The sequence below is a fragment of the Klebsiella sp. JB_Kp004 genome (assembly GCF_040065795.1).
Taxonomy (GTDB): domain Bacteria; phylum Pseudomonadota; class Gammaproteobacteria; order Enterobacterales; family Enterobacteriaceae; genus Klebsiella; species Klebsiella quasipneumoniae.
The window spans coordinates 23258-44928 of the sequence record NZ_JBEAKW010000001.1; the positions used below are offsets into that span (position 1 = coordinate 23258).

Annotated in this window: 20 protein-coding genes; 12 read left to right on the plus strand and 8 right to left on the minus strand. The window is 58.4% G+C overall.

Translation table 11 applies throughout. The annotated features are described in order from the left end of the window. Positions 1-108 precede the first annotated feature (108 nt). The 5 genes from nifJ (at position 109) to ttcA (ending at position 7150) form a co-directional block, all read left to right on the plus strand. On the plus strand, positions 109-3636 hold the full coding sequence (gene nifJ / locus ABLX76_RS00115) for a pyruvate:ferredoxin (flavodoxin) oxidoreductase (protein WP_101992702.1): 3528 nt from the start codon (positions 109-111) through the stop codon (positions 3634-3636). 358 nt (positions 3637-3994) lie between these two features. Further along, on the plus strand, positions 3995-5119 hold the full coding sequence (ompK37, locus tag ABLX76_RS00120; protein ID WP_044522574.1) for a porin OmpK37: 1125 nt from the start codon (positions 3995-3997) through the stop codon (positions 5117-5119). Between the two features lie 144 nt (positions 5120-5263). Then, positions 5264-5476, plus strand: a complete 213-nt coding sequence (locus ABLX76_RS00125) for a KTSC domain-containing protein (protein ID WP_023289427.1) — start codon at positions 5264-5266, stop codon at positions 5474-5476. An 81-nt stretch (positions 5477-5557) separates the two neighbouring features. Beyond that, the gene (gene uspF / locus ABLX76_RS00130) at positions 5558-5992 is read left to right on the plus strand and encodes a universal stress protein UspF (protein WP_023289426.1); all 435 of its coding nucleotides are present in this window, start codon (positions 5558-5560) and stop codon (positions 5990-5992) included. 222 nt (positions 5993-6214) lie between these two features. Then, on the plus strand, positions 6215-7150 hold the full coding sequence (gene ttcA / locus ABLX76_RS00135) for a tRNA 2-thiocytidine(32) synthetase TtcA (RefSeq protein WP_048297383.1): 936 nt from the start codon (positions 6215-6217) through the stop codon (positions 7148-7150). 44 nt (positions 7151-7194) lie between these two features. Here ttcA and dbpA read toward each other — a convergent pair whose 3' ends face one another. The 3 genes from dbpA to zntB form a co-directional block, all read right to left on the minus strand. After that, positions 7195-8568 carry an ATP-dependent RNA helicase DbpA gene (gene dbpA, locus ABLX76_RS00140; protein WP_086075378.1) on the minus strand — a complete coding sequence of 458 codons (1374 nt, stop codon included), beginning with the start codon at positions 8566-8568 and terminating at the stop codon, positions 7195-7197. 14 nt (positions 8569-8582) lie between these two features. Then, complete coding sequence (locus tag ABLX76_RS00145) at positions 8583-8777, minus strand: hypothetical protein (RefSeq protein WP_071592553.1); 195 nt, start codon at positions 8775-8777, stop codon at positions 8583-8585. Between the two features lie 317 nt (positions 8778-9094). Continuing rightward, on the minus strand, positions 9095-10078 hold the full coding sequence (zntB, locus tag ABLX76_RS00150) for a zinc transporter ZntB (protein ID WP_032436262.1): 984 nt from the start codon (positions 10076-10078) through the stop codon (positions 9095-9097). A gap of 278 nt (positions 10079-10356) precedes the next feature. Here zntB and ABLX76_RS00155 point away from each other — a divergent pair, with 278 nt between their 5' ends. From ABLX76_RS00155 to ABLX76_RS00165, 3 genes are all read left to right on the plus strand, one after another. After that, positions 10357-11100: a DeoR/GlpR family DNA-binding transcription regulator gene (locus ABLX76_RS00155; protein ID WP_086075377.1), complete on the plus strand. Its 744-nt coding sequence runs from the start codon at positions 10357-10359 to the stop codon at positions 11098-11100. After that, positions 11063-12181: an oxidoreductase gene (locus ABLX76_RS00160; RefSeq protein WP_158241082.1), complete on the plus strand. Its 1119-nt coding sequence runs from the start codon at positions 11063-11065 to the stop codon at positions 12179-12181. The genes ABLX76_RS00155 and ABLX76_RS00160 overlap by 38 nt, the downstream gene beginning before the upstream one ends. 236 nt (positions 12182-12417) lie before the next feature. Beyond that, complete coding sequence (locus tag ABLX76_RS00165) at positions 12418-12612, plus strand: hypothetical protein (protein WP_004203980.1); 195 nt, start codon at positions 12418-12420, stop codon at positions 12610-12612. 273 nt (positions 12613-12885) lie between these two features. On the opposite strand, the gene ABLX76_RS00170 is transcribed toward ABLX76_RS00165, so the two are convergent. Beyond that, positions 12886-14265: an amino acid permease gene (locus ABLX76_RS00170; protein ID WP_043522066.1), complete on the minus strand. Its 1380-nt coding sequence runs from the start codon at positions 14263-14265 to the stop codon at positions 12886-12888. Positions 14266-14599: 334 nt separating this feature from the next. On the opposite strand from ABLX76_RS00170, the gene ABLX76_RS00175 reads away from it, so the two are divergent. The 3 genes from ABLX76_RS00175 (at position 14600) to ABLX76_RS00185 (ending at position 17183) form a co-directional block, all read left to right on the plus strand. Then, a complete protein-coding gene (locus ABLX76_RS00175; protein WP_023289419.1) occupies positions 14600-15079 on the plus strand; it encodes an Lrp/AsnC family transcriptional regulator in 480 nt (159 codons plus the stop codon). A gap of 251 nt (positions 15080-15330) precedes the next feature. Continuing rightward, positions 15331-15945 carry a YitT family protein gene (locus ABLX76_RS00180; RefSeq protein WP_004176405.1) on the plus strand — a complete coding sequence of 205 codons (615 nt, stop codon included), beginning with the start codon at positions 15331-15333 and terminating at the stop codon, positions 15943-15945. Positions 15946-15983: 38 nt separating this feature from the next. Continuing rightward, entirely contained in the window at positions 15984-17183 is a 1200-nt protein-coding gene (locus ABLX76_RS00185) for an amino acid aminotransferase (protein WP_087776798.1), read from the plus strand. Positions 17184-17227: 44 nt separating this feature from the next. On the opposite strand, the gene ABLX76_RS00190 is transcribed toward ABLX76_RS00185, so the two are convergent. From ABLX76_RS00190 to ABLX76_RS00200, 3 genes are read right to left on the minus strand one after another with little or no spacing between them, the layout of a single operon-like run. Beyond that, entirely contained in the window at positions 17228-17896 is a 669-nt protein-coding gene (locus ABLX76_RS00190; RefSeq protein ID WP_044522560.1) for a methionine ABC transporter permease, read from the minus strand. Further along, positions 17889-18902 carry an ATP-binding cassette domain-containing protein gene (locus ABLX76_RS00195; protein ID WP_032452622.1) on the minus strand — a complete coding sequence of 338 codons (1014 nt, stop codon included), beginning with the start codon at positions 18900-18902 and terminating at the stop codon, positions 17889-17891. The genes ABLX76_RS00190 and ABLX76_RS00195 overlap by 8 nt, the downstream gene beginning before the upstream one ends. Before the next feature lie 8 nt (positions 18903-18910). Continuing rightward, on the minus strand, positions 18911-19714 hold the full coding sequence (locus ABLX76_RS00200; protein ID WP_032452608.1) for a MetQ/NlpA family ABC transporter substrate-binding protein: 804 nt from the start codon (positions 19712-19714) through the stop codon (positions 18911-18913). Between the two features lie 220 nt (positions 19715-19934). Here ABLX76_RS00200 and ABLX76_RS00205 point away from each other — a divergent pair, with 220 nt between their 5' ends. Further along, complete coding sequence (locus tag ABLX76_RS00205; protein WP_348873687.1) at positions 19935-21110, plus strand: aminotransferase class I/II-fold pyridoxal phosphate-dependent enzyme; 1176 nt, start codon at positions 19935-19937, stop codon at positions 21108-21110. A gap of 19 nt (positions 21111-21129) precedes the next feature. Here the strand turns inward: ABLX76_RS00205 and ABLX76_RS00210 are convergent, their stop codons facing one another. Further along, entirely contained in the window at positions 21130-21489 is a 360-nt protein-coding gene (locus ABLX76_RS00210; RefSeq protein ID WP_023289413.1) for a hypothetical protein, read from the minus strand. Positions 21490-21671: the final 182 nt, after the last annotated feature.

A 21671-nucleotide genomic window follows, 5' to 3' on the forward strand; every position in this document is an offset into this window, starting at 1 on the left:
TGCAAAAATGGCGGCATCAACGGTTTGCTAAACTACCTCTTATATAATTACAGGGCGCGTCGCGGTTTTACGCGTCCATTCTTTTGCGCAATGTAAGGGTGTCTTCCTATGATTACTATTGATGGTAATGGCGCGGTCGCTTCCGTCGCGTTTCGCACCAGTGAAGTTATCGCCATCTACCCGATCACGCCCAGTTCAACGATGGCGGAACAGGCCGACGCCTGGGCCGGCAATGGGCTGAAAAACGTCTGGGGCGATGTGCCCCGCGTGGTCGAAATGCAGTCGGAGGCAGGCGCCATTGGCGCCGTACATGGCGCGCTGCAGACCGGCGCCCTCTCCACCTCCTTTACCTCATCGCAGGGCCTGCTGCTGATGATCCCCACGCTGTACAAACTGGCCGGCCAGCTGATGCCGTTTGTCCTGCACGTCGCCGCCCGCACCGTCGCCACCCACGCGCTGTCGATCTTCGGCGACCATTCCGATGTGATGGCGGTCCGCCAGACCGGGTGCGCCATGCTGTGCGCCAGCAGCGTTCAGGAAGCGCAGGATTTCGCGCTGATCTCGCATATCGCCACTCTGCAAAGCCGGGTGCCGTTTATTCATTTCTTTGATGGTTTCCGCACCTCGCACGAAATCAACAAAATCGCCCCGCTGGCGGATGACACGATTCGCGCCCTGCTGCCGCAGGAAAAAATCGCTGAGCATCGCCAGCGCGCGCTCAATCCGGAACACCCGGTGATCCGCGGGACCTCGGCCAACCCTGACACCTACTTTCAGTCGCGGGAGGCCACCAACCCGTGGTACGACGCGGTTTATGATCATGTCGAGAAAGCGATGGATGACTTCGCCGCCGCCACCGGCCGCCAGTACAAACCGTTTGAGTTTTACGGCCATCCTCAGGCGGAACGCGTCATCGTCATTATGGGCTCGGCCATCGGCACCTGCGAAGAGGTGGTCGATGAGCTGCTGAGCCGCGGCGAGAAAGTCGGCGTACTGAAGGTCCGCCTCTATCGTCCGTTCTCCGCCGCCCACCTGCTGGCAGCGCTGCCGGAGAGCGTCCGGGCGGTGGCGGTGCTGGATCGCACCAAAGAACCTGGCGCGCACGCGGAGCCGCTGTATCTCGACGTGATGACCGCCCTGGCGGAAGCCTTTAACCGCGGCGAGCGCGAGACGCTGCCGCGGACCATCGGCGGCCGCTACGGTCTCTCTTCCAAGGAGTTCGGTCCGGAATGCGTGCTGGCGATATTCCATGAGCTGCAGGCCGCCCAGCCGAAGCCGCGCTTTACCGTCGGCATCTATGACGACGTGACCAACCTGTCGCTACCGCTGGGCGAAAATACTCTGCCAGCAGAGGCCAAGCTCGAAGCGCTGTTCTACGGCCTCGGCAGCGACGGCAGCGTGTCGGCCACCAAAAACAATATCAAAATCATCGGCAACTCCACCCCGTGGTTCTCCCAGGGGTACTTTGTCTATGACTCGAAGAAGGCGGGCGGCCTGACCGTCTCCCATCTGCGGGTCAGCGAAAAGCCGATTCGTTCTTCGTATCTGATTTCGCAGGCCGATTTCGTTGGCTGCCACCAGCTGCAGTTTATCGATAAGTACCAGATGACCGAGCGGCTGAAGCCCGGCGGCATTTTCCTGCTCAACACGCCGTACAGCGCCGATGAAGTCTGGTCCCGCCTGCCGCAGGAAGTGCAGGCCACCCTGAATCAGAAAAAAGCGCGTTTTTACGTGGTCAACGCGGCGAAGATCGCCCGCGAATGTAGCCTCGGGGCGCGCATTAATACCGTGATGCAGATGGCCTTCTTCCATCTGACTCACATCCTGCCAGGCGACAGCGCGCTGGCGGAACTGCAGGCGGCCATCGCCAAAAGCTACAGCAGCAAAGGTCAGGAGCTGGTGGAACGTAACTGGCAGGCGCTGGCCCTGGCCCGCGAGTCCCTGGCGGAAGTGCCGCTGCAGCCGGTGAATGCCAGCAGTCCGAACCGCCCGCCGGTGGTCTCCGACGCCGCGCCGGATTTCGTCAAAACGGTTACTGCCGCCATGCTGGCCGGCCTCGGCGATGCGCTGCCTGTCTCCGCCCTGCCGCCGGACGGCACCTGGCCCATGGGCACCACCCGCTGGGAGAAACGCAACATCGCCGAAGAGATCCCGATCTGGAAGGAAGCGCTCTGCACCCAGTGTAACCACTGCGTTGCCGCCTGCCCGCACTCGGCAATTCGCGCCAAAGTGGTCGCGCCGGAGGACATGGAGAACGCCCCTGCCAGTCTGCACTCGCTGGACGTTAAATCCCGCGATATGCGCGGGCAGAAATACGTTCTGCAGGTCGCCCCGGAAGACTGCACCGGCTGCAACCTGTGCGTGGAAGTGTGCCCGGCAAAAGATCGCCAGAACCCGGAGATCAAGGCCATCAATATGATGTCGCGCCTGGAGCATGTGGAAGAGGAGAAAGTGAATTACGATTACTTCCTCAACCTGCCGGAAATCGACCGCAGCAAACTGGAGCGTATTGATATCCGCACTTCGCAGCTGATCAGCCCGCTGTTTGAATACTCCGGCGCCTGCTCCGGCTGTGGCGAAACGCCGTATATCAAACTGCTGACCCAGCTGTATGGCGACCGGATGCTGATTGCCAATGCCACCGGCTGCTCATCCATTTACGGCGGCAACCTGCCCTCGACCCCGTACACGACCGACGCCAACGGCCGCGGCCCGGCGTGGGCCAACTCGCTGTTTGAGGATAACGCTGAATTCGGGCTCGGCTTCCGCTTAACCGTCGACCAGCATCGCCAGCGCGTGATGCGCCTGCTGAGCGAATTCGCCGACCAGCTGCCGGCAGAGCTGAACGCGGCGCTGCATGCCGAGGCGACGCCGGAAGCGCGCCGCGAACAGGTGGCAGCCCTGCGTCAGGCGCTGGCCGGCGTGCAAGGCGCTGAAGAGCTGCTGACCGATGCCGACGCGCTGGTGGAGAAATCCGTCTGGCTGATCGGCGGCGACGGCTGGGCCTACGATATCGGCTTCGGCGGTCTGGACCATGTGCTGAGCCTGACGGAAAATGTCAACATTCTGGTGCTGGATACCCAGTGTTACTCCAACACCGGCGGCCAGGCGTCAAAAGCCACCCCGCTGGGGGCGGTCACTAAGTTTGGCGAGCACGGTAAACGCAAGGCGCGCAAAGATCTTGGCGTCAGCATGATGATGTACGGTCATGTCTATGTGGCGCAGATTTCGCTGGGCGCGCAGCTGAACCAGACGGTGAAAGCGATTCAGGAAGCGGAAGCCTATCCGGGGCCGTCGCTGATCATCGCCTACAGTCCTTGCGAAGAGCATGGCTACGATCTGGCGCTCAGCCACGATCAGATGCGTCAGCTGACCGCTACCGGCTTCTGGCCGCTCTACCGCTTCGACCCGCGTCGGGCGGAAGAAGGCAAGATCCCACTGGCGCTGGACTCCCGCCCACCGTCAGACGCCCTGGCTGAGACGCTGCTCAATGAGCAACGCTTCCGTCGCCTGAATGCGCAGCAGCCGGAAGTGGCGGAGCAACTGTGGAAAGACGCTGCCGCCGACCTGCAGAAGCGCTACGACTTCCTCGCCCAGCTGGCGGGCAAAGCGGAGAAATCACCGAGCGAGAGCTAAGGTTATTTTTCCTCCCGCAGTCATAAAAAAAGCCCGAACATAAAGTTCGGGCTTGTCGTTTTACCGATAAACAAAATCATTCCGCAGAATGAGACGGCAAATAAAAATGCTTGGCATGACAATAAAGGCATATAACGCGCGAATAATACGCGATCAAACTGAATATGTATAATTTTTATTTTGTATATTATTCGCAGATATATTCACCATAATTATCACCATTACTTCAGACGTATTTTATTTAGATTTTACTTATATCGTAACAATTGAGTCTTACCATATCTCAGACCGCTCCTTTAGCATGAGTTCACTTCCTTCCCGGAAGCTAGAACATAAAAACAGTTAAAGGAATTTCTTCATGAAAAGAAAAGTACTGGCCCTCGTTATTCCGGCTTTATTAGCCGCTGGCGCTGCGCACGCGGCGGAAATTTATAATAAAGACGGAAATAAATTAGATGTCTATGGCAAGGTAGACGGTCTGCACTATTTCTCCAGCGACTCGAAAAAAGACGGCGACCAAACTTACGTTCGCTTTGGCTTTAAAGGCGAAACCCAGATCAACGATATGCTCACCGGTTACGGCCAGTGGGAATACAACGTTCAGGCCAACAATACCGAAAGCGCCGGCGATCAGGCGTGGACCCGTCTGGCCTTCGCCGGTATCAAAGTGGGCGATTACGGTTCTTTCGACTACGGTCGTAACTACGGCGTGCTGTACGACGTCGAAGGCTGGACCGATATGCTGCCGGAGTTCGGCGGCGACTCTTACACCTATGCGGATAACTTTATGGCAGGCCGCGCCAACGGCGTCGCGACCTACCGCAACAGCGATTTCTTCGGTCTGGTAGATGGTCTGAACTTCGCCCTGCAGTATCAGGGTAAAAACGAAGGCCAGAACGCCCAGGATATCAACGTCGGCACCAATAACCGCAGCAGCGACAGCGATGTTCGCTTTGACAACGGCGACGGTTTCGGTCTCTCCACCTCCTATAACTTCGGCATGGGCATCAGCGCGGCTGCGGCCTATACCTCTTCTGACCGTACCAACGATCAGATGACCCAGACCAACGCCCGCGGCGATAAAGCCGAAGCCTGGACTGCCGGCCTGAAGTACGACGCCAACGATATCTACCTGGCGACCATGTACTCTGAAACCCGCAATATGACCCCGTACGGCAATGACGGCGTGGCCAACAAGACGCAAAACTTCGAAGTCACTGCTCAGTATCAGTTCGACTTCGGTCTGCGTCCGGCTATCTCCTACCTGCAGTCCAAAGGCAAAGATCTCTATAATACCGGCAGCTACGCCGATAAAGATCTGGTCAAATATATGGACGTCGGCGCCACCTATTACTTCAACCGTAATATGTCCACCTACGTTGATTACAAAATCAACCTGCTGGATGACAACGACAGCTTCTACAAAGACAACGGTATTTCTACCGACAACATCGTCGCGCTGGGCCTGGTTTACCAGTTCTGATGCGCCAGCCCGCCGGTTCCGGCGGGCTTTATCTCTCTTTGCATCGCAGCAGCTAAAACAAAACAATATATCCCACAGCTTAAAATAGCCGTCCTTTTAGTGATATAGTCGTGCTCAGTCAGTGCCTGCCCGAGGACGTCCATCATGCATCATCACCCGGTAAAATCTTCCCGAATTATCTCTGTCGCCTATGATGACGCCTCCGCCACGCTGGAAATCTGTTTTTATCACCAGCCGCCGTTGCAATATACCGGGGTTCCACCGCGTATTTTTCGTGACTTTTTACAGGTGGTGTCAAAAGGCCGATTTTATGACGGCGTGATAAAGGGAAAATTCCCCGAACGCAAGCCACGTTAATGTCAAAGTGTGACTGCGGTCATGATACAAAACGTGCCATAATGCCGTACAATATGAGGGGATACTTAAACAGGAGGTTTTATGAGCAGAATGATTCTTGTCCCCATCGATATCTCTGATAAAGAATTTACTGAACGCATTATCAGTCACGTTGAATCGGAAGCGCGGATTGACGACGCTGAGGTCCATTTCCTCTCCGTTATCCCTTCCCTGCCTTATTATGCCTCACTGGGAATGGCCTATACCGCCGAACTGCCTGGTATGGATGAGCTGCGCGAAGGGACGGAAACGCAGCTTAAAGAGCTCGCGAAGCAGTTCTCTATCCCGGAAGATCGGAAACATTTTCACGTTGCCGAAGGATCGCCGAAGGATAAGATCCTGGCCCTCGCCAGGTCGCTACCCGCCGACCTGGTGATCATCGCTTCGCACCGGCCGGATATTACCACCTATCTGCTGGGCTCCAACGCCGCCGCGGTGGTCCGCCACGCCGAGTGCTCGGTGCTGGTCGTTCGCTAACGCCTCAGCCCGCCGCCCGGCGGGCTTTTTATTTTTACTTCTGCCCCTGCCCGCAGCGGAAAGTGCCGGAAAGATGCTGACATTCCGCCCCTGAATCCGTACCATACACGCCACGGTTGTCTGTCAGACCTCATTAATTGCTACGCGCCAGCGCCACGTTGTCCAGCGGCTGGCAGAACGCGTGCTCTTCTGATGCCACACTATGAATTGAGCCACTATTACATGCTGCAAAATCAAGAAATCAGTAAAAAAGAAAAATACAACATCGATAAGCTGCAGAAACGTCTGCGCCGCAACGTCGGTGAGGCGATCGCCGACTTCAATATGATTGAAGAAGGCGACCGCATTATGGTTTGTCTGTCAGGCGGCAAGGACAGCTATACCATGCTGGAGATCCTGCGTAACCTGCAGAAAAGCGCGCCCATCTCCTTCTCGCTGGTGGCGGTGAACCTCGACCAGAAACAGCCCGGGTTCCCGGAGCATATTCTGCCGGCTTATCTTGAGCAGCTGGGAGTTGAATACAAGATTGTCGAAGAGAATACCTACGGCATCGTCAAAGAGAAGATCCCGGAAGGGAAAACCACCTGCTCGCTCTGCTCTCGCCTGCGCCGCGGCATTCTCTACCGTACCGCCAGCGAACTCGGCGCCACCAAGATTGCCCTCGGCCATCATCGCGACGACATCCTGCAGACGCTGTTCCTGAATATGTTCTACGGCGGCAAAATGAAAGGAATGCCGCCGAAGCTGATGAGCGATGACGGCAAACACATCGTCATCCGCCCGCTGGCCTACTGCCGCGAAAAGGACATCGAGCGCTTCTCCCAGGCCAAGGGCTTCCCGATCATTCCATGCAACCTGTGCGGGTCGCAGCCTAACCTGCAGCGCCAGGTGATCGCCGATATGCTTCGCGACTGGGATAAGCGTTATCCGGGACGCATTGAAACCATGTTTAGCGCGATGCAGAACGTGGTGCCTTCGCACCTGAGCGACGTTAATCTGTTTGATTTTAAAGGCATCACCCACGGTTCTGAGGTGGTGGACGGCGGCGATCTGGCGTTTGATCGGGAAGAGATTCCCCTGCAGCCTGCCGGCTGGCAGCCGGAGGAAGAGGACGCCCGGTTAGATGAGCTGCGTCTGAACGTAGTGGAAGTGAAGTAACCCGAAAGCGTCTCAGGCCGCCCCTGAGACGCGCTATTCTGCCCTTACTTCAGCAGTCGTACGCGGCAGGCTTTGCCTTTGATCTTGCCGTTTTGTAACTGCTTATACGCTTTCTGCGCCATATTCTGGCGGATCGCCACATAGACGTGGGCCGGGTGGATGGTAATTTTGCCGATATCGGCGCCATCAAACCCCATATCTCCGGTCAACGCTCCCAGCACATCCCCCGGGCGCATTTTCGCCTTTTTTCCGCCGTCGATGCACAGCGTCGCCATCTCCGCCGTCAGCGGCGTGATAGCGTTGCCCGTCGGCGCCGGCAGCCAGTTAAGGGATAATTGCAGCATGTCGGCCAGAATGGTGGCGCGCTGCGCCTCTTCCGGCGCGCAGAAGCTGATAGCGAGACCTTGTTCGCCGGCGCGGGCGGTGCGGCCGATGCGGTGAACATGCACCTCCGGATCCCAGGCCAGCTCGAAGTTCACCACCAGCGCGAGAGATTTGATGTCCAGGCCGCGGGCGGCGACGTCGGTCGCCACCAGAACCCGGACGCTGCCGTTCGCGAAGCGCACCAGCGTTTGATCGCGGTCGCGCTGCTCGAGGTCACCGTGCAGCGATAATGCGCTCTGCCCGGCGGCGTTGAGCGCATCGCAGACCGCCTGGCAATCGCGCTTGGTATTGCAGAACACCACGCAGGACGCCGGCTGATGCTGGCTAAGCAGACGCTGGAGCAGCGCAATCTTGCCGTGACGGGAAACTTCAAAGAACTGCTGTTCGATAGCCGGTAACGCATCGACGCTGTCAATCTCAATCGTTTCCGGATGACGCTGCACCCGACCGCTGATCGCCGCGATCGCCGCAGGCCAGGTGGCGGAAAACAGCAGCGTCTGCCGGTCAGCCGGCGCGAAGCGGATCACCTCGTCGATGGCGTCGCTGAAGCCCATATCGAGCATGCGGTCCGCTTCATCCATCACCAGGGTCTGCAGCGCGTCGAGAGAGACCGTCCCCTTCTGCAGATGATCGAGCAGACGGCCCGGGGTGGCGACGATAATATGCGGGGCGTGCTGCAGTGAATCGCGCTGAGCGCCAAACGGCTGCCCGCCGCAGAGCATCAAAATCTTGATGTTCGGCAGGCAGCGCGCCAGACGGCGCAGCTCGCCGGCAACCTGATCGGCCAGTTCGCGGGTCGGACACAGCACCAGCGACTGGGTCTCAAAGCGCGACGGATCGATATGCTGCAGCAGGCCCAGCCCGAAGGCGGCCGTTTTTCCGCTGCCGGTTTTTGCCTGCACGCGCACATCTTTCCCCGCGAGGATCGCCGGCAGGGCGGCGGCCTGAACCGGCGTCATCGACAGATAACCCAGCTCGTTAAGGTTGGCTAATTGGGCGGCAGGTAAAACAGTCAGGGTAGAAAAAGCGGTCACAATGTATTCTCGTATTAAAGGACAGACGATCTGCAGGCGCGTATCCTCGCAGATCTCCGCGCCTGATGCGACAATTTAATCGGCTCTTCATCAGGCGGCGGATCGGGCTGCGGCTGCGGGCGCGGTCGCGGATCGGGTAAAGGAACCGGATCGTTCGGCTCGGGCGAGATGGGGATGGACTGGGCTGTCAGCCCTGAAGCGTAATGCATAGTGGCCTCCCGGAAAGTGATACGGGCGTACCCGCAGGCGTAAACGGCCTGAAGACCGTCGGGTGTCTTAGTAAGCGTAGAAGCTGGTCAGGAGAGCGCAAAAAAAAAGCCGACTCAACAAAGTCGGCGTCGTACGAATCAATTGTGCTATGCAGTAATTCAAAAAAGGAAGTAAGACAATATGGAGCGCAACGCCCATCGCTTGACGTTGCATTCACCTGCGAGAGAGATATTGCCCTGAATGGGTAGAGGGTTTATTGATTTCGCTCAAACATTGCCGGGTTTTCCCGGCATCGTCGCCGCCAAAAGGCGATTCTTTACAACCATTTACTGCGATGTAACCACCACGCAACACCACCGATGACAACGACTAACATCAGGCAGAAGAGGCTAAAGCCCAGATGCCAGCTGTTACCTGGGATCCCCCCGAGGTTGACGCCGAACAGGCCGGTTAAAAAGGTGCTGGGCAGAAACACCATCGCCATCAACGACATCGTATAGGTCCGCCGCGCCAGCGACTCCTGCATAATCTGGGCGATCTCATCGCTCATGATCGCCGTCCGGGCAATGCAGCTGTCGATCTCGTCCAGCCCACGCCCCAGCCGCTCGGCGATATCCTGCATCCGCCGCCGCTGATCGTCGCTCATCCACGGCAGGCGTTCGCTGGCCAGCCGGGCGTAAACATCGCGCTGCGGCGCCATATACCGGCGCATCACAATCAGCTGCTTACGCAGTAGCGCGAGAAAACCGCGCGGCGGCACCTGCTGATCGAGCAGGTCGTCTTCGAGGTCGATAATTCGGTCGTGCAGTTGTTCAATAAACTCACTGGCATGATCGGTCAGCGCGTCGCAGACTTCCACCAGCCAGCTGCCGCCATCCGTCGGCCCATTGCCCTCCTTCAGGTCGCCCAGCACATCGTCCAGCGCCAGCACTTTGCGCTGACGAGTGGAGACGATCAGCCGCTCATCCATATACAGACGCATCGCCACCAGCTGGTCTGGCCGTTCATCGGTGCTGCCGTTGATGCAGCGCAGGGTAATCAACGCCCCGTCGCCGATCCGCGTCACCCGCGGTCGGGTGCTCTCGCCCGCCAGGGCATCGCGCACGTTATTGGGCAGCAACGGGGTGGCCGCCAGCCAGTCGGCGCTGTCGCTATGGGTATAGTTGAGATGCAGCCAGCAGGGTTTCTCTTTGTCGATAATATCGTCATCGGCGAGCGGCTTCACGCCCCCCTGCCCGTCGAGCACCCACGCGAAGATCGCGTCCGGTATCTGCAACTCCGAGCCTTTAATCGCGTCCACTCAACCTCCGTTAATCCATGCCTGTCGCATTGCGCGCGCTCTGTATAAGGTACGCGAAAGCGCGCTTTTTCGCTGTTTATTGCCCGGTGAAAGAGGCTAATCGCTTCATTAAAAAGCGCTTTCCCCCGGGCCGCGCCCGCTTTCCTCATTTAACGTTAAAGTGTAGTGAAATCAAGTTCTTCAGGTTTTGCGCGGTTCACTGCGACCTTTTGCGGTTTATTTTGCGGTTTTTTGCTGTATTATGCCGTTTATTGCGTCAATTTGCGGAGTCTCTCGTCATGCATAAGCTCGCGCGACAAAAACACATCCTTGACCGGCTGAGTGAAACCGGTCAGCTGAGCATCAGCGAACTGGTTGATGCGCTGCAGGTGTCGGCCGATACCATACGCCGGGATCTCAGTGAGCTGGAAAACCAGGGGGTACTGCAGAAAAGCCACGGCGGCGCCATCGCGCTTAACGTCCCGGCGATGACGCGCCAGGGAAGAAACGCCCTGCTCCCCGGAACGAAACAGCGTCTGGGCCAGCAGGTCGCCGCGCGCATCCCCTCCGGCTCGACGCTGTTTCTCGACGCCGGCAGCACACTGCTGGCCGTCGCTACCCAGCTGAAAGGCCCCATGACCGTGATCACCGCTTCGCTGGATATCGCCCAGCTGTTCAGCGACCGCGCCGATATCCAGCTTATCCTGCTTGGCGGCCAGTGGGACAGTGAACAGCGGCTGTTCGCCGGCAGCGCCACGCTGTCGCTGGTGGCGCGCTACCGCGCCGATATCGCGATTCTCGGCGCCTGCGCGTTGCATGCCGAACTGGGCCTGAGCGCCAGCCAGGAGGCCGATGCGGACGTAAAACGCGCCATGCTCGCCGCCAGCGCGGAACACTGGCTGGTGGCGGACCATACCAAAGTCAACCATTGCGAACCCTGGCTGGTGGCCGGTCTCAGAGACATTCACCATCTTTTCCTCGATCGTCCCTGGCCTGAGCTGGGGGATGATCCTGCCCTCTCTGTACATATTGCTGACGCTTAACAACGTGGAGAACCTGATGAGTAACAACACGATAAATATCGCCCTGATTGGCTATGGCTTCGTCGGTAAGACTTTCCACGCGCCGCTTATCCGTTCGGTGCCGGGCCTGAACCTGGCCTTCGTCGCCTCGCGCGATGAAGAGAAAGTCAAACGCGACCTGCCGGACGTCACGGTGATCGCTTCCCCGGAAGCGGCGGTCCAGCACCCGGATGTCGATCTGGTGGTTATCGCCTCCCCCAACGCCACGCACGCGCCGCTGGCCCGCCTGGCGCTGAACGCCGGCAAGCATGTGGTGGTGGACAAACCCTTTACCCTTGATATGCAGGAGGCCCGGGAGCTGATCGCCCTGGCGCAGGTTAAACAGCGGCTGCTTTCCGTCTTCCATAACCGCCGTTGGGACAGCGACTATCTCGGTATCCGTCAGGTTATTGAGCAAGGCGCCATCGGCACGGTGAAACATTTTGAGTCCCATTTCGACCGGTTCCGCCCGGAAGTCCGCGTCCGCTGGCGCGAGCAGAACGTCCCCGGCAGCGGCTTATGGTTCGATCTGGGGCCGCACCTGATCGATCAGGCGCTGCAGCTGTTTGGTCTGCCGCAGTCGGTACAGGGCAATATCGCCACCCTGCGCGACGGCGCGGAGGTCAACGACTGGGCGCATGTGGTCTTAAACTACCCGGCGCATAAAGCGATCCTCCACTGCAGCATGCTGGTCGCGGGGGGCTCCTCGCGCTTCACGGTGCATGGCGATAAAGGCAGCGTTGTCAAAGCGCGGGCCGACCAGCAGGAGAGCCTGCTGCTGGCGGGTGTGGTACCGGGAAGCGCCGGCTGGGGCGAGGATGAGGATGGGCTGGTTATCTATGACGCCTCGCTGCAGACCCAAACCCAGCCTACCCCGCCGGGCGATCAGCGCCTGTACTATATGCAGATCCGCGACGCGCTGAAGGGCCTGATCGCCAATCCGGTGCCGCCGGTGCAGGCGCTGGCGGTGATGGCCGTCCTGGAAGCGGCGGCGCGCTCTGCAGAAAGCGGCGTGGCGCAGACCCTCGACCTGACCGACGACGAGCGCAACGCGCTGCGCTAAGCCTGTCGCTACTCCGGTTATCTGCGCGGCCCGCAGGTAACCGGATCGCCACCCCGACTGTAGAAATAATCACTGCCTGTCAGCAAATTATCCTTTCTTTATCCTGCGTTTTTGCCTAAAGCACCGCTGGAAATTTCAGCCAATTGGGAGGAGGATAGAGAACAGATCGATCGTGATGAGAACAAGGTTGCTGACGCTGTGGACGCGGTGACCGCAATACCGGACAGGAGAAGCTCATGTACTACACGTTAGGAGATACCACTCTCCATTTTTATCGCTATCAGTGCAAATTCTACGTCGCCCACTGGGAAGGAGGGAACGTGATGGACGAAAAATTTAAACCGTTTATCGAGCAGATCACTGAGAAGACCGGGCTGGACGCGAAGCGCGTCGAGACCGCCGCGCGAGATTATTTTACTAACGTGGATTAACAGGCAGCCTGTTGCGGTATACCGAAGGCCAGGCCGACGCGCCTGCCGTTGATCTCCCCCCTTCCGCCGCCACGGCCCTCGTTCCCGCTGGCGGCTCTCCTTCCCCACCGGCGATAAACAGGATAACGACCAGCCAGAACCCCAGGCTGTCTGCCCCACGCTTTTGTCAATTTCCAGACCGATAACGTGAGATGTCATTTATCGTAATTATCTATTTCCCCGTGATTTTTAGTCGAAACAATATCGCCCTGCCGCCAGGCAGGGCGTCGGCGACTACCGCTCCTCCAGCGCCGCCACCGGCTCCGGCGCGCTTTTCCTGCGCAGCAGATAGCCTGCGGCAAGGATCAGCAGCCATACCGGGATCAGGCAGACGGAGATGCGGATGTCCGGGGTCAGATACATCACCCCGAGGATCCCGGCGAGAAACAGCAGACACAGCCAGTTTGTCAGGGGATAGGCGAAACTCTGGAAAGCCGTTACCTTCCCGGCCCGCTGCATGGCGCGGCGGAACTTAAGATGAGTGATGCAGATCATCGCCCAGTTGATGACCAGGGCGGCTACCACCAGGGCCATCAGCAGGGCAAAGGCTTTCCCGGGCATCACATAGTTAATCACCACGCAAAGCGCCGTGGCGACGGCGGACACCGCTAGGGCGGTCAACGGGATCCCGCGGTGGTTCACCCGCAGCAGCGCGCGCGGGGCGTTGCCCTGCTGAGCCAGGCCGAACAGCATCCGGCTGTTGCAGTAGACGCAGCTGTTGTAGACCGACAGCGCGGCGGTGAGCACCACCAGATTGAGGGCGTTGGCCACAATATTGCTGTCAATGGCGTGAAAGATCAGCACAAAGGGGCTTCCCCCTTCCACGACGTTCCGCCACGGGTAGAGTGACAGCAAGACCGCCAGCGACCCCACATAAAAAAGCAGAATACGGTAGATCACCTGGTTGGTGGCTTTGGGAATGGTTTTATGCGGTTCGTCGGCTTCCGCCGCGGTGATCCCCACCAGCTCAAGCCCGCCGAAGGAGAACATGATCACCGCCATGGCCATCACTAAGCCCGTGATACCGTTAGGGAAAAATCCCCCGTCCTGCCACAGGTTGGCCACCGTCGCCGCCGGCCCGCCGTGACCGCTAAATAACAGATAGCAGCCAAAGGCGATCATGCTGATGATGGCGGCCACTTTGACAATCGAGAACCAGAACTCCAGCTCGCCATACACTTTGACGTGCGTCAGGTTGATGGCGTTGATCGCCACGAAGAAGATTGCCGCCGACAGCCAGGTGGGTACCTCCGGCCACCAGTACTGAATATAGATCCCCACCGCCGTCAGCTCCGCCATGCTTACCAGCACGTACAACACCCAGTAATTCCAGCCGGACATAAACCCGGCGAAGGGCCCCCAGTAGCGGTTGGCGAAATGGCTGAACGACCCCGCCACCGGCTCCTCTACCACCATTTCGCCAAGCTGACGCATGATAAAGAAGGCGATAACCCCGGCGATGGCGTACCCCAGCAGGACCGAGGGGCCTGCCATACGGATCGTTTGCGCGATACCTAAAAACAGTCCGGTGCCGACCGCCCCCCCGAGGGCGATCAACTGGATATGGCGGTTTTTTAACCCGCGCTTTAACTGATGCTCTTGCTGCGTTGTCATCTCTGACCTGCCCCTGTCTGTAAAAAGTCACTTTCGCCGGTAGCAACTTTCAGGCCAGTGGATCGTCGCGGAGCGTCAGACCAAAACTAATCCATTGAATGATATTGAAATATTATTTTCCAGTTCGTTCTGAAAGCTGGTCATCGCGCCGCTGACCTGGCGCATAACGCGCGAAAATTGGCCAGATGACGCACAGATCATGAGAAAACTAGTGACTTCATGCATGATGCTGACCCGTTTTGGTGCATCCGGTTTGCCGCCGTCGGGTCAGGCTTCACGCCAGGCAAAAAACTGTTAGGCTGGTAGCCACTTTTACGTTCCGCTAGTGGCCACTATGTACAACATCGACGACTATGATCTGAAAATTCTTACCCTGCTGCAGGCCAATGGCCGTTTGACCAATCAGGAGCTTAGCGAGCTTATCGGCCTGTCCGCTTCCCAGTGTTCGCGCCGCCGTATCGCCCTTGAACAGGCGCAGCTTATCCTCGGCTACCATGCGCGTCTGGCGCCGGATGCCGCCGGGCAGGAGATGCTTGGCCTGATTGAGGTGCGCCTGCTGAATCACACCCCACAATGCGTGGAGAGCTTTCATCAGATGCTCAGTGAAGTGGACGCCATTCTGGACGCCTGGAAAACCACCGGCGACGCCGATTATCTGCTGCGGGTAACGGTCCCGGACCTGCCCGGACTGAGCCATTTGATCAGCCATATTCTGGCGCAAAACAAAGGGGTGGCTCATCTGAAAACCGCCGTCGTGCTCAACCGCCTGAAGGAGAACGGCCAGCTGATGCCGGGCACGCCCTCGCTGCGCTGAACCGGAGCACAGTGCCCTGCGCTGGTGCAGATGCGGGGCCAGTCAATGCGTGATAAGCAGTAAATTCGCACAACTTACGCATTTCATAACCATTATGCGCACGACCCGTGCGATTTTCTCTTTCCGACAGAACAACAGGTTAGGCTAAACCACGGCTATTTTTTCCGCAACCAATCGTCCGGGCACGCTCCTCTGGTGCGATTTTTGCAAACAAGAGCTTATCCTTGTTAACGAAAAGATAGTGCTTATTTATGGATAACGTCCTTTCCCCTGAAAAACTGACCCACACCTGGCTGGAGGATGCCCTGGCGCTGCTGTTCGGCACGCTGATGATCTCCTTTGGCATTATCCTGTTTCGCCAGGCCGGCGCCCTGACCGGCGGGACGGCAGGCATGGCCTTTCTGATCCACTACGCCACCCACCTGCCGTTCGGCGTGGTTTTTTTCGCCATTAACCTGCCCTTCTACTGGCTCTCCGTCCGGCGGATGGGCGCCGCCTTCACGCTGAAAACCTTCTGCGCGGTCGGACTGGTGTCGCTGTTCTCCGACCTGCACGGCTACTTTATCCATGTCGATCGCCTGAACCCCTATTACGCCACCCTCTTCGGCAACATCATGGTCGGTATCGGCTTTGTGGTGCTGTTCCGCCATAAAGCGAGCCTCGGCGGCGTCAATATTCTGGCCCTCTATCTGCAGGATAAAAGCGGCATCCGCGCCGGTAAATTCCAGATGGTGGTGGACGCCTGCATCGTCACCGCCTCGCTGTGGGTGGTTAGCCTGCCGATGCTGCTGGTCTCTGTCCTCGGCGCCGTGATTTTGAATTCGATTATCGCCATGAACCACCGCCCAGGACGCTACGCGGTGTAATGGCTTCACCTTTAACGGTCATTTCAGGAGTAACCACTGTGTTCCAGAACGTTGACGCCTACGCGGGCGATCCTATCCTGTCGCTGATGGAGGCCTTTCAACAGGATCCCCGGGCAGACAAAGTTAACCTTAGCATCGGGCTGTACTATAACGAGCAGGCCATCATTCCTCAGCTGGAGGCGGTCCGTCAGGCCGCTGACCGGCTGCAGAGCCAGTTGCACAAGGCCAGCCTCTATCTGCCGATGGAGGGACTGGCTCCCTATCGCCGCGCGGTCCAGACGCTGCTGTTTGGCGAACACCATCCGGCGTTGCGTGCCGGACGCATCGCCACCATCCAGACGCTGGGCGGCTCCGGCGCGCTGAAGGTGGGTGCTGATTTCCTCAAGCGCTACTTCCCCGACTCCGCGGTCTGGGTCAGCGATCCAACCTGGGAGAACCATGTGGCCATCTTTGCCGGGGCGGGTTTCGAGGTGCATACCTATCCCTGGTTCGACAGCGCCACCCGTGGGGTCAATTTCCCCGCTATGCTTGCCGCCCTCCAGCAGCTCCCGCCGCGCAGCATCGTGCTGCTCCATCCTTGCTGCCATAATCCGACGGGGGCCGATCTCGCCCCCGAGCAGTGGGATCGGGTGATTGAGGTGTTGATCGCCCGGGAGCTGATCCCGTTCCTCGATATTGCCTACCAGGGTTTTGGCCGCGGGCTGGATGAAGATGCCTATGCCATACGCGCCATCGCCAGCGCCGGACTGACGGCGCTGGTCAGCAACTCGTTCTCGAAGATTTTTTCACTGTACGGCGAGCGTGTCGGCGGCCTGTCGGTGGTCTGTGACAACGCCGATGCCGCCGGGCGCGTGCTGGGCCAGTTGAAAGCTACCGTACGCCGCAACTACTCCAGCCCGCCGGGGTTTGGCGCCCAGGTGGTGTCGCAGGTGCTCAACGATCCCGAGCTGAATGCCCTGTGGCAGGGGGAAGTGGAGGCCATGCGCACCCGCATCAGCGCCATGCGCGTCGCGCTGGTGAAGGCTCTGCAGGCAGCCCTGCCGGCGGTGGATTTTTCCTATCTGCTGACCCAGCGCGGCATGTTCAGTTACACCGGCTTTAGCGCCGATCAGGTAGACGTTCTGCGTGAAGAACATGGCATCTATCTGATTGCCAGCGGTCGCGTCTGCGTGGCCGGGCTCAACCACGGCAATATTGCGCGGGTAGCCAGCGCCTTCGCCGGGGTCTGCGCACGCTGATCCGCTTTCCCGCTGGCCGGGGCAACCCCGGCGCGGTATAGCAGTTATTCGCGACGCAGTCGGCGAGCCAGGCGGGTGCCCAGCGTCTGAATAAGCTGGACAATAACAATCAGCACCAGGGCGGTGGTGAGGGTGGCAAAGGCGTCGAAACGCTGATAGCCGTAGGTGATCGCCAGGTCGCCGATCCCGCCGCCGCCCACCGTTCCCGCCATGGCGGTCGCGCCAAGCAGACCGATGGTCGCGGTGGTAAGGGCCAGAATCAACGACGCCGCCGCCTCCGGCAGCATGAAATGCCAGACGGTCTGCAGAGGGGTAGCGCCCATGGCGTCTGCGGCCTCAAGGATCCCCTCATCCACCTCCAGCAGCGAGCTCTCCACCAGCCGGGCAATATAGGGGGCGACAAAAACGATCAGCGGCACGATGGCGCCCGCGGTGCCGATAGTCGTGCCCACCAGCAGCCTGGTGAAGGGCAGGATCACAATCAGCAAAATGATAAACGGCAGCGAGCGCAGCACGTTAATCAGCGGATTCAGCGCCTGATGCACCACCGGGTTGGCCACGATGCCGCCAGGACGGCAAACCACCAGCACAATTCCCAGCGGGACGCCGAGCAACGCGCCAAAGCCCAGTGAGATGGCGACCATAATCAGGGTATCATGCAGCGCCAGCAGAAACTGCTCGCCGGTAATGGCGGTATCAATAAGATCAAACATGGATGATTTTCACTCCTGCGTCGGCCAGATGGGTGATGGCGCGTTCGGTTTCGTCAGGCTCGCCGAGGAGTTGCACAATCATAAATCCCAGTATCCGGCCCTGAACTTCGGACATGCTGGCAAACAGGATATTCACCTCGACAGCATACTCGCGGATCAGGCGGTTAATGATCGGCTGCCGGGCCGTCGCGCCGATAAATTCGAGGCGTAAAGCCCGGGCGCCGTTGTCGCGCTGCAGGAGCGACGCCACCCGCTGCGGCAGACGATCGTGCACCACCGACTGCACGAAACTGGCGGTGACCGGATGCTGCGGCTGGGCAAAGAGATCGAAAACCGTCCCCTGCTCAACAATGCGCCCGGCCTGCATCACCGCCACCTTGTGACAGATTTTCTGGATCACTGACATTTCATGCGTAATCAGCACAATGGTGATGCCATAGCGGCGATTAATCTCCTGCAGCAGCAATAAGATCTGTACCGTGGTATGGGGGTCGAGCGCCGAGGTGGCTTCATCGCACAGCAGCACCGACGGGTTAGTGGCCAGCGCCCGGGCGATACCGACCCGCTGCTTTTGCCCTCCCGACAGCTCATTCGGGTAGCTGTGCATTTTGTCGCTCAGGTCGACAAACGCCAGCAGCTCCGCAACCCGCGCCTGGATAAAGGCCTTGTCGCGTCCCTGCAAAATAAGCGGGATAGCGATGTTATGAAATACCGTTTTCGAATTCAGCAGATTAAAATTCTGAAAGATCATGCCGATATCTTTTTTGATCGCCTGCAGGCGCTGGCCGCTGCAGTCCTGGAGCGACTCACCGTTCAACACCACCTCGCCCTCACCCGGCGTTTCCAGACGATTAATCAGCCGCAATAAGGTGCTTTTCCCTGCGCCGCTGTAGCCAATAATGCCGAAAATATCGCCCCGGTCGATACTGAGATTAATATCCTGCAGGGCCAGAACCGGATGTCCTTTTCTGTTAAAGGTTTTACTGACATGGCGAAATTCTATCATCGCGTTATTCATTTTAAATAATCAGGCAGCAGGTAACCATCATACTGCGGATGGCTGAGAATATATTTTTTGAAATCGGCAGAGTGATAGCCGTCGATGATATCTTTGGCAAACTGCGCCTTCTGATTTTTACCGGCAACGGTCACAACGTTAATAAAATGGCTGGTGGCGGCCTCCAGCTTTAATGCCGAGGTAAGCGCCATGCCGCTGGAGACGGCGAAATTGCCCTGAATCAGGCCGTAGTCGACGTCCGGCAGCGCGCGAACCTGCTGGGCATTGTCCATCTCCTTAAGCACGATGTTATAGGGGTTGGCAACGATATTACGCTGCGAAAAGGTGGCGGGATCGCTGTCCGGTTTAATCTTCACCCAGCCGAGGCTTTCCAGCACCAGAACCGCGCGATATTCGTTCGACGGCTGGTTTGGCACCGACACCACCGTGCCGGCTGCCGGGGTGCCCAGGGTCGTCAGCTTGCCGCCGTACAGACCCATCGGCGGCGTGGGTACCTGCACAATGCCGACGTTATCGGTCCCCAGTCGCTCATTGATCGCTTTCAGGTATACCGGATGCTGCATAATATTCGCTTCGATATCGCCGCGAGCTACCGCGTCATTGACCTGAATACCGTCGCTGAAATCTTTATATTCGATTTTATATCCTTTACTCAATAAATAGGGGGCGACCCCTTTTTCAAACTGCTCTTTATACGGCCCGGGGTTAAAGCCGATACGAATAATTTGATCGGCGGTGGCGTAAAAGGAGGTAGCGGATAACAGGGCGAGCGTCATTCCGAGCGCAACTGACTTGTTCATAAGGTATTTTCCAGGAAGGTTGGCGATATTGAGCGATTAAATCACAGCCGAAAGCGGGTTGTAAGCCAGAACGCCGGATTTCCTTTTGCTTATTCCTCATAAACTTTTGCCATCCCGACATATCCTAAAAACAATAATCCTTTGCATATATTGTTATTTAGCCAGGCGCAATAAATCCCTTAAAGATGGCAGATTATTGATAACGTAAACCGGGAAAATTATGCCTGATTTCGCTGCTTCACCGCTGGTGGACGCCCTGGAAGAGAATCTGTTCAGCCTGCTGGAAAAACTGGCCGCGGAGGTCAACACCGACGCGCTGCCGTTGATCGACCTCTCCAGCGGCAGTCCGGATCAGCCCACGCCGCCGGAAGTGATTGACTCGCTGCAGAGCGCCATTCATCGTCGTGAAAACCATGGCTACCCGTCGTTCTGGGGCAAGCCGCAGGTCCGCGAAGCGATCGCCCATTTTTATCGCCGCCAGTATGATATGGAACTCGATCCGCACAGCGAAGTCGCGGTATTTCAGGGCTCGCATATCGGTATTGGCGGCATCCCGCGGGCGCTGCTCCGTCCCGGACAATACCTCATCTCCACCGATCCCTGCTATCCCATTTACCGCTCAGCGGCGCTGCAGTCCCAGGCGGCGTTTTATGGCCTGCCGCTCAGGGCTGAGAACCACTTCCTGCCGGATTTTAACGACCTCCCCCGGGAGGTGGCTGACCAGGCCGGGCTGGTGGTGCTTAACTATCCGCATAACCCCACCGGCGCCCTCGCCACGCCGGCGCTGTTCGCCAGCGCCCTGCAGTTTGCCCGCCGTCACCAGGTGCCGATCCTGCATGATTTTGCCTATGCGGCCATCGGCAGCGCGGCCAGCGATGCGCCGCTGAGCCTTTTCTCCCAGCCCGACGCGAAAGCGTGGGGAGTGGAGACCTACACCTTCTCCAAGACCTTTAATATGGCCGGCTGGCGCTTCGGCTTCGCGGTCGGCAACGCCTCGATTATCCGGGCGTTTAAAAAACTGCACACCCACAGCTACAGCACGGTGTTTGGCGCCATTCAGGATGCAGCGATCGCCGCGCTCAGCCTGCCGGCAGAACGGATTGCGCGGCTGACGGCGGTGTATCATCAGCGCCGGGAGTGGGTTCTGCGTCGACTGGCCGCACTGCGCTGGCCGGTTCGTGCCGCACAAGGTACTTTCTTCCTCTGGCTGAGCGTGCCGCCCGGGTACCGTTCACAAGAGTTTGCCCGCCTGCTGCTGCAGGAGGCGCATATTCTGGTGGCGCCAGGCACTGGTTTTGGCGATGGGGGGGAAGGGTTTATTCGCATCAGTCTGACGGCTGGGGACGACGCGCTGCGCAAGGCGCTGGACCGTCTCGCCCGGCTGGCGCTGTTTTAGCGCCCGCCTCGCGGAGACGTTACACCTTCAGGTAGCCCGCCATGCGTTGAATACGCGCGGCGGAATAGTCATAGCAGGCGCTGGCGGGTTTACCCAGTACGCGATATTTGGCGCCATTGTAAAAGGCGGTCTTATTCTCCTCTTCCAGAAAGCGCCGGGAGACGGTGTCGCTGAAAATACGGTCGCCATCCGACTGCGGCTGATAGCGGCTGGATTTGACGCTCTCCCAGGCCACGCCGATCGGCTTATGGTCATAACCGGTCATACAGAACAGCCGGTTGGAGGCCAGCAGATCGGCCTCGATGGTTTTAAATTCCGCCGCCGTAGCGGCGCAGGTTATGCTTAACAGGCAGGCCGAAGCCCATCGGTAAATTGTCATTATTCAGACGATCCCAGAGAGTTTCCTCCATTCTAAGCGGCTGAAAATTCTGGACGTTCACTTTCACCTATCGTTGCCAGCAAAAACCGCCAAAAAATTTACACTCAGACTCCTCGTGCGTTGTCTTAACGACCTGCAGGCCTTCTCAGCGCAGGTCATCCGCCGGGCCAGACAACGAGACG

Excerpts from the sequence above, each read along its gene's own strand:
- ABLX76_RS00180 (WP_004176405.1), top strand. The coding sequence starts at position 15,331 with ATGGATAACGTCCTTTCCCCTGAAAAACTGACCCACACCTGGCTGGAG.
- ABLX76_RS00195 (WP_032452622.1), bottom strand. The coding sequence starts at position 18,902 with ATGATAGAATTTCGCCATGTCAGTAAAACCTTTAACAGAAAAGGACAT.
- ABLX76_RS00125 (WP_023289427.1), top strand. The coding sequence starts at position 5,264 with ATGCATCATCACCCGGTAAAATCTTCCCGAATTATCTCTGTCGCCTAT.
- ABLX76_RS00205 (WP_348873687.1), top strand. The coding sequence starts at position 19,935 with ATGCCTGATTTCGCTGCTTCACCGCTGGTGGACGCCCTGGAAGAGAAT.
- nifJ (WP_101992702.1), top strand. The coding sequence starts at position 109 with ATGATTACTATTGATGGTAATGGCGCGGTCGCTTCCGTCGCGTTTCGC.
- ompK37 (WP_044522574.1), top strand. The coding sequence starts at position 3,995 with ATGAAAAGAAAAGTACTGGCCCTCGTTATTCCGGCTTTATTAGCCGCT.
- ABLX76_RS00170 (WP_043522066.1), bottom strand. The coding sequence starts at position 14,265 with ATGACAACGCAGCAAGAGCATCAGTTAAAGCGCGGGTTAAAAAACCGC.
- ABLX76_RS00200 (WP_032452608.1), bottom strand. The coding sequence starts at position 19,714 with ATGAACAAGTCAGTTGCGCTCGGAATGACGCTCGCCCTGTTATCCGCT.
- ABLX76_RS00210 (WP_023289413.1), bottom strand. The coding sequence starts at position 21,489 with ATGACAATTTACCGATGGGCTTCGGCCTGCCTGTTAAGCATAACCTGC.
- uspF (WP_023289426.1), top strand. The coding sequence starts at position 5,558 with ATGAGCAGAATGATTCTTGTCCCCATCGATATCTCTGATAAAGAATTT.
- ABLX76_RS00160 (WP_158241082.1), top strand. The coding sequence starts at position 11,063 with ATGATCCTGCCCTCTCTGTACATATTGCTGACGCTTAACAACGTGGAG.
- ABLX76_RS00145 (WP_071592553.1), bottom strand. The coding sequence starts at position 8,777 with ATGCATTACGCTTCAGGGCTGACAGCCCAGTCCATCCCCATCTCGCCC.
- ABLX76_RS00190 (WP_044522560.1), bottom strand. The coding sequence starts at position 17,896 with ATGTTTGATCTTATTGATACCGCCATTACCGGCGAGCAGTTTCTGCTG.
- ABLX76_RS00165 (WP_004203980.1), top strand. The coding sequence starts at position 12,418 with ATGTACTACACGTTAGGAGATACCACTCTCCATTTTTATCGCTATCAG.
- ABLX76_RS00155 (WP_086075377.1), top strand. The coding sequence starts at position 10,357 with ATGCATAAGCTCGCGCGACAAAAACACATCCTTGACCGGCTGAGTGAA.
- ABLX76_RS00175 (WP_023289419.1), top strand. The coding sequence starts at position 14,600 with ATGTACAACATCGACGACTATGATCTGAAAATTCTTACCCTGCTGCAG.
- ttcA (WP_048297383.1), top strand. The coding sequence starts at position 6,215 with ATGCTGCAAAATCAAGAAATCAGTAAAAAAGAAAAATACAACATCGAT.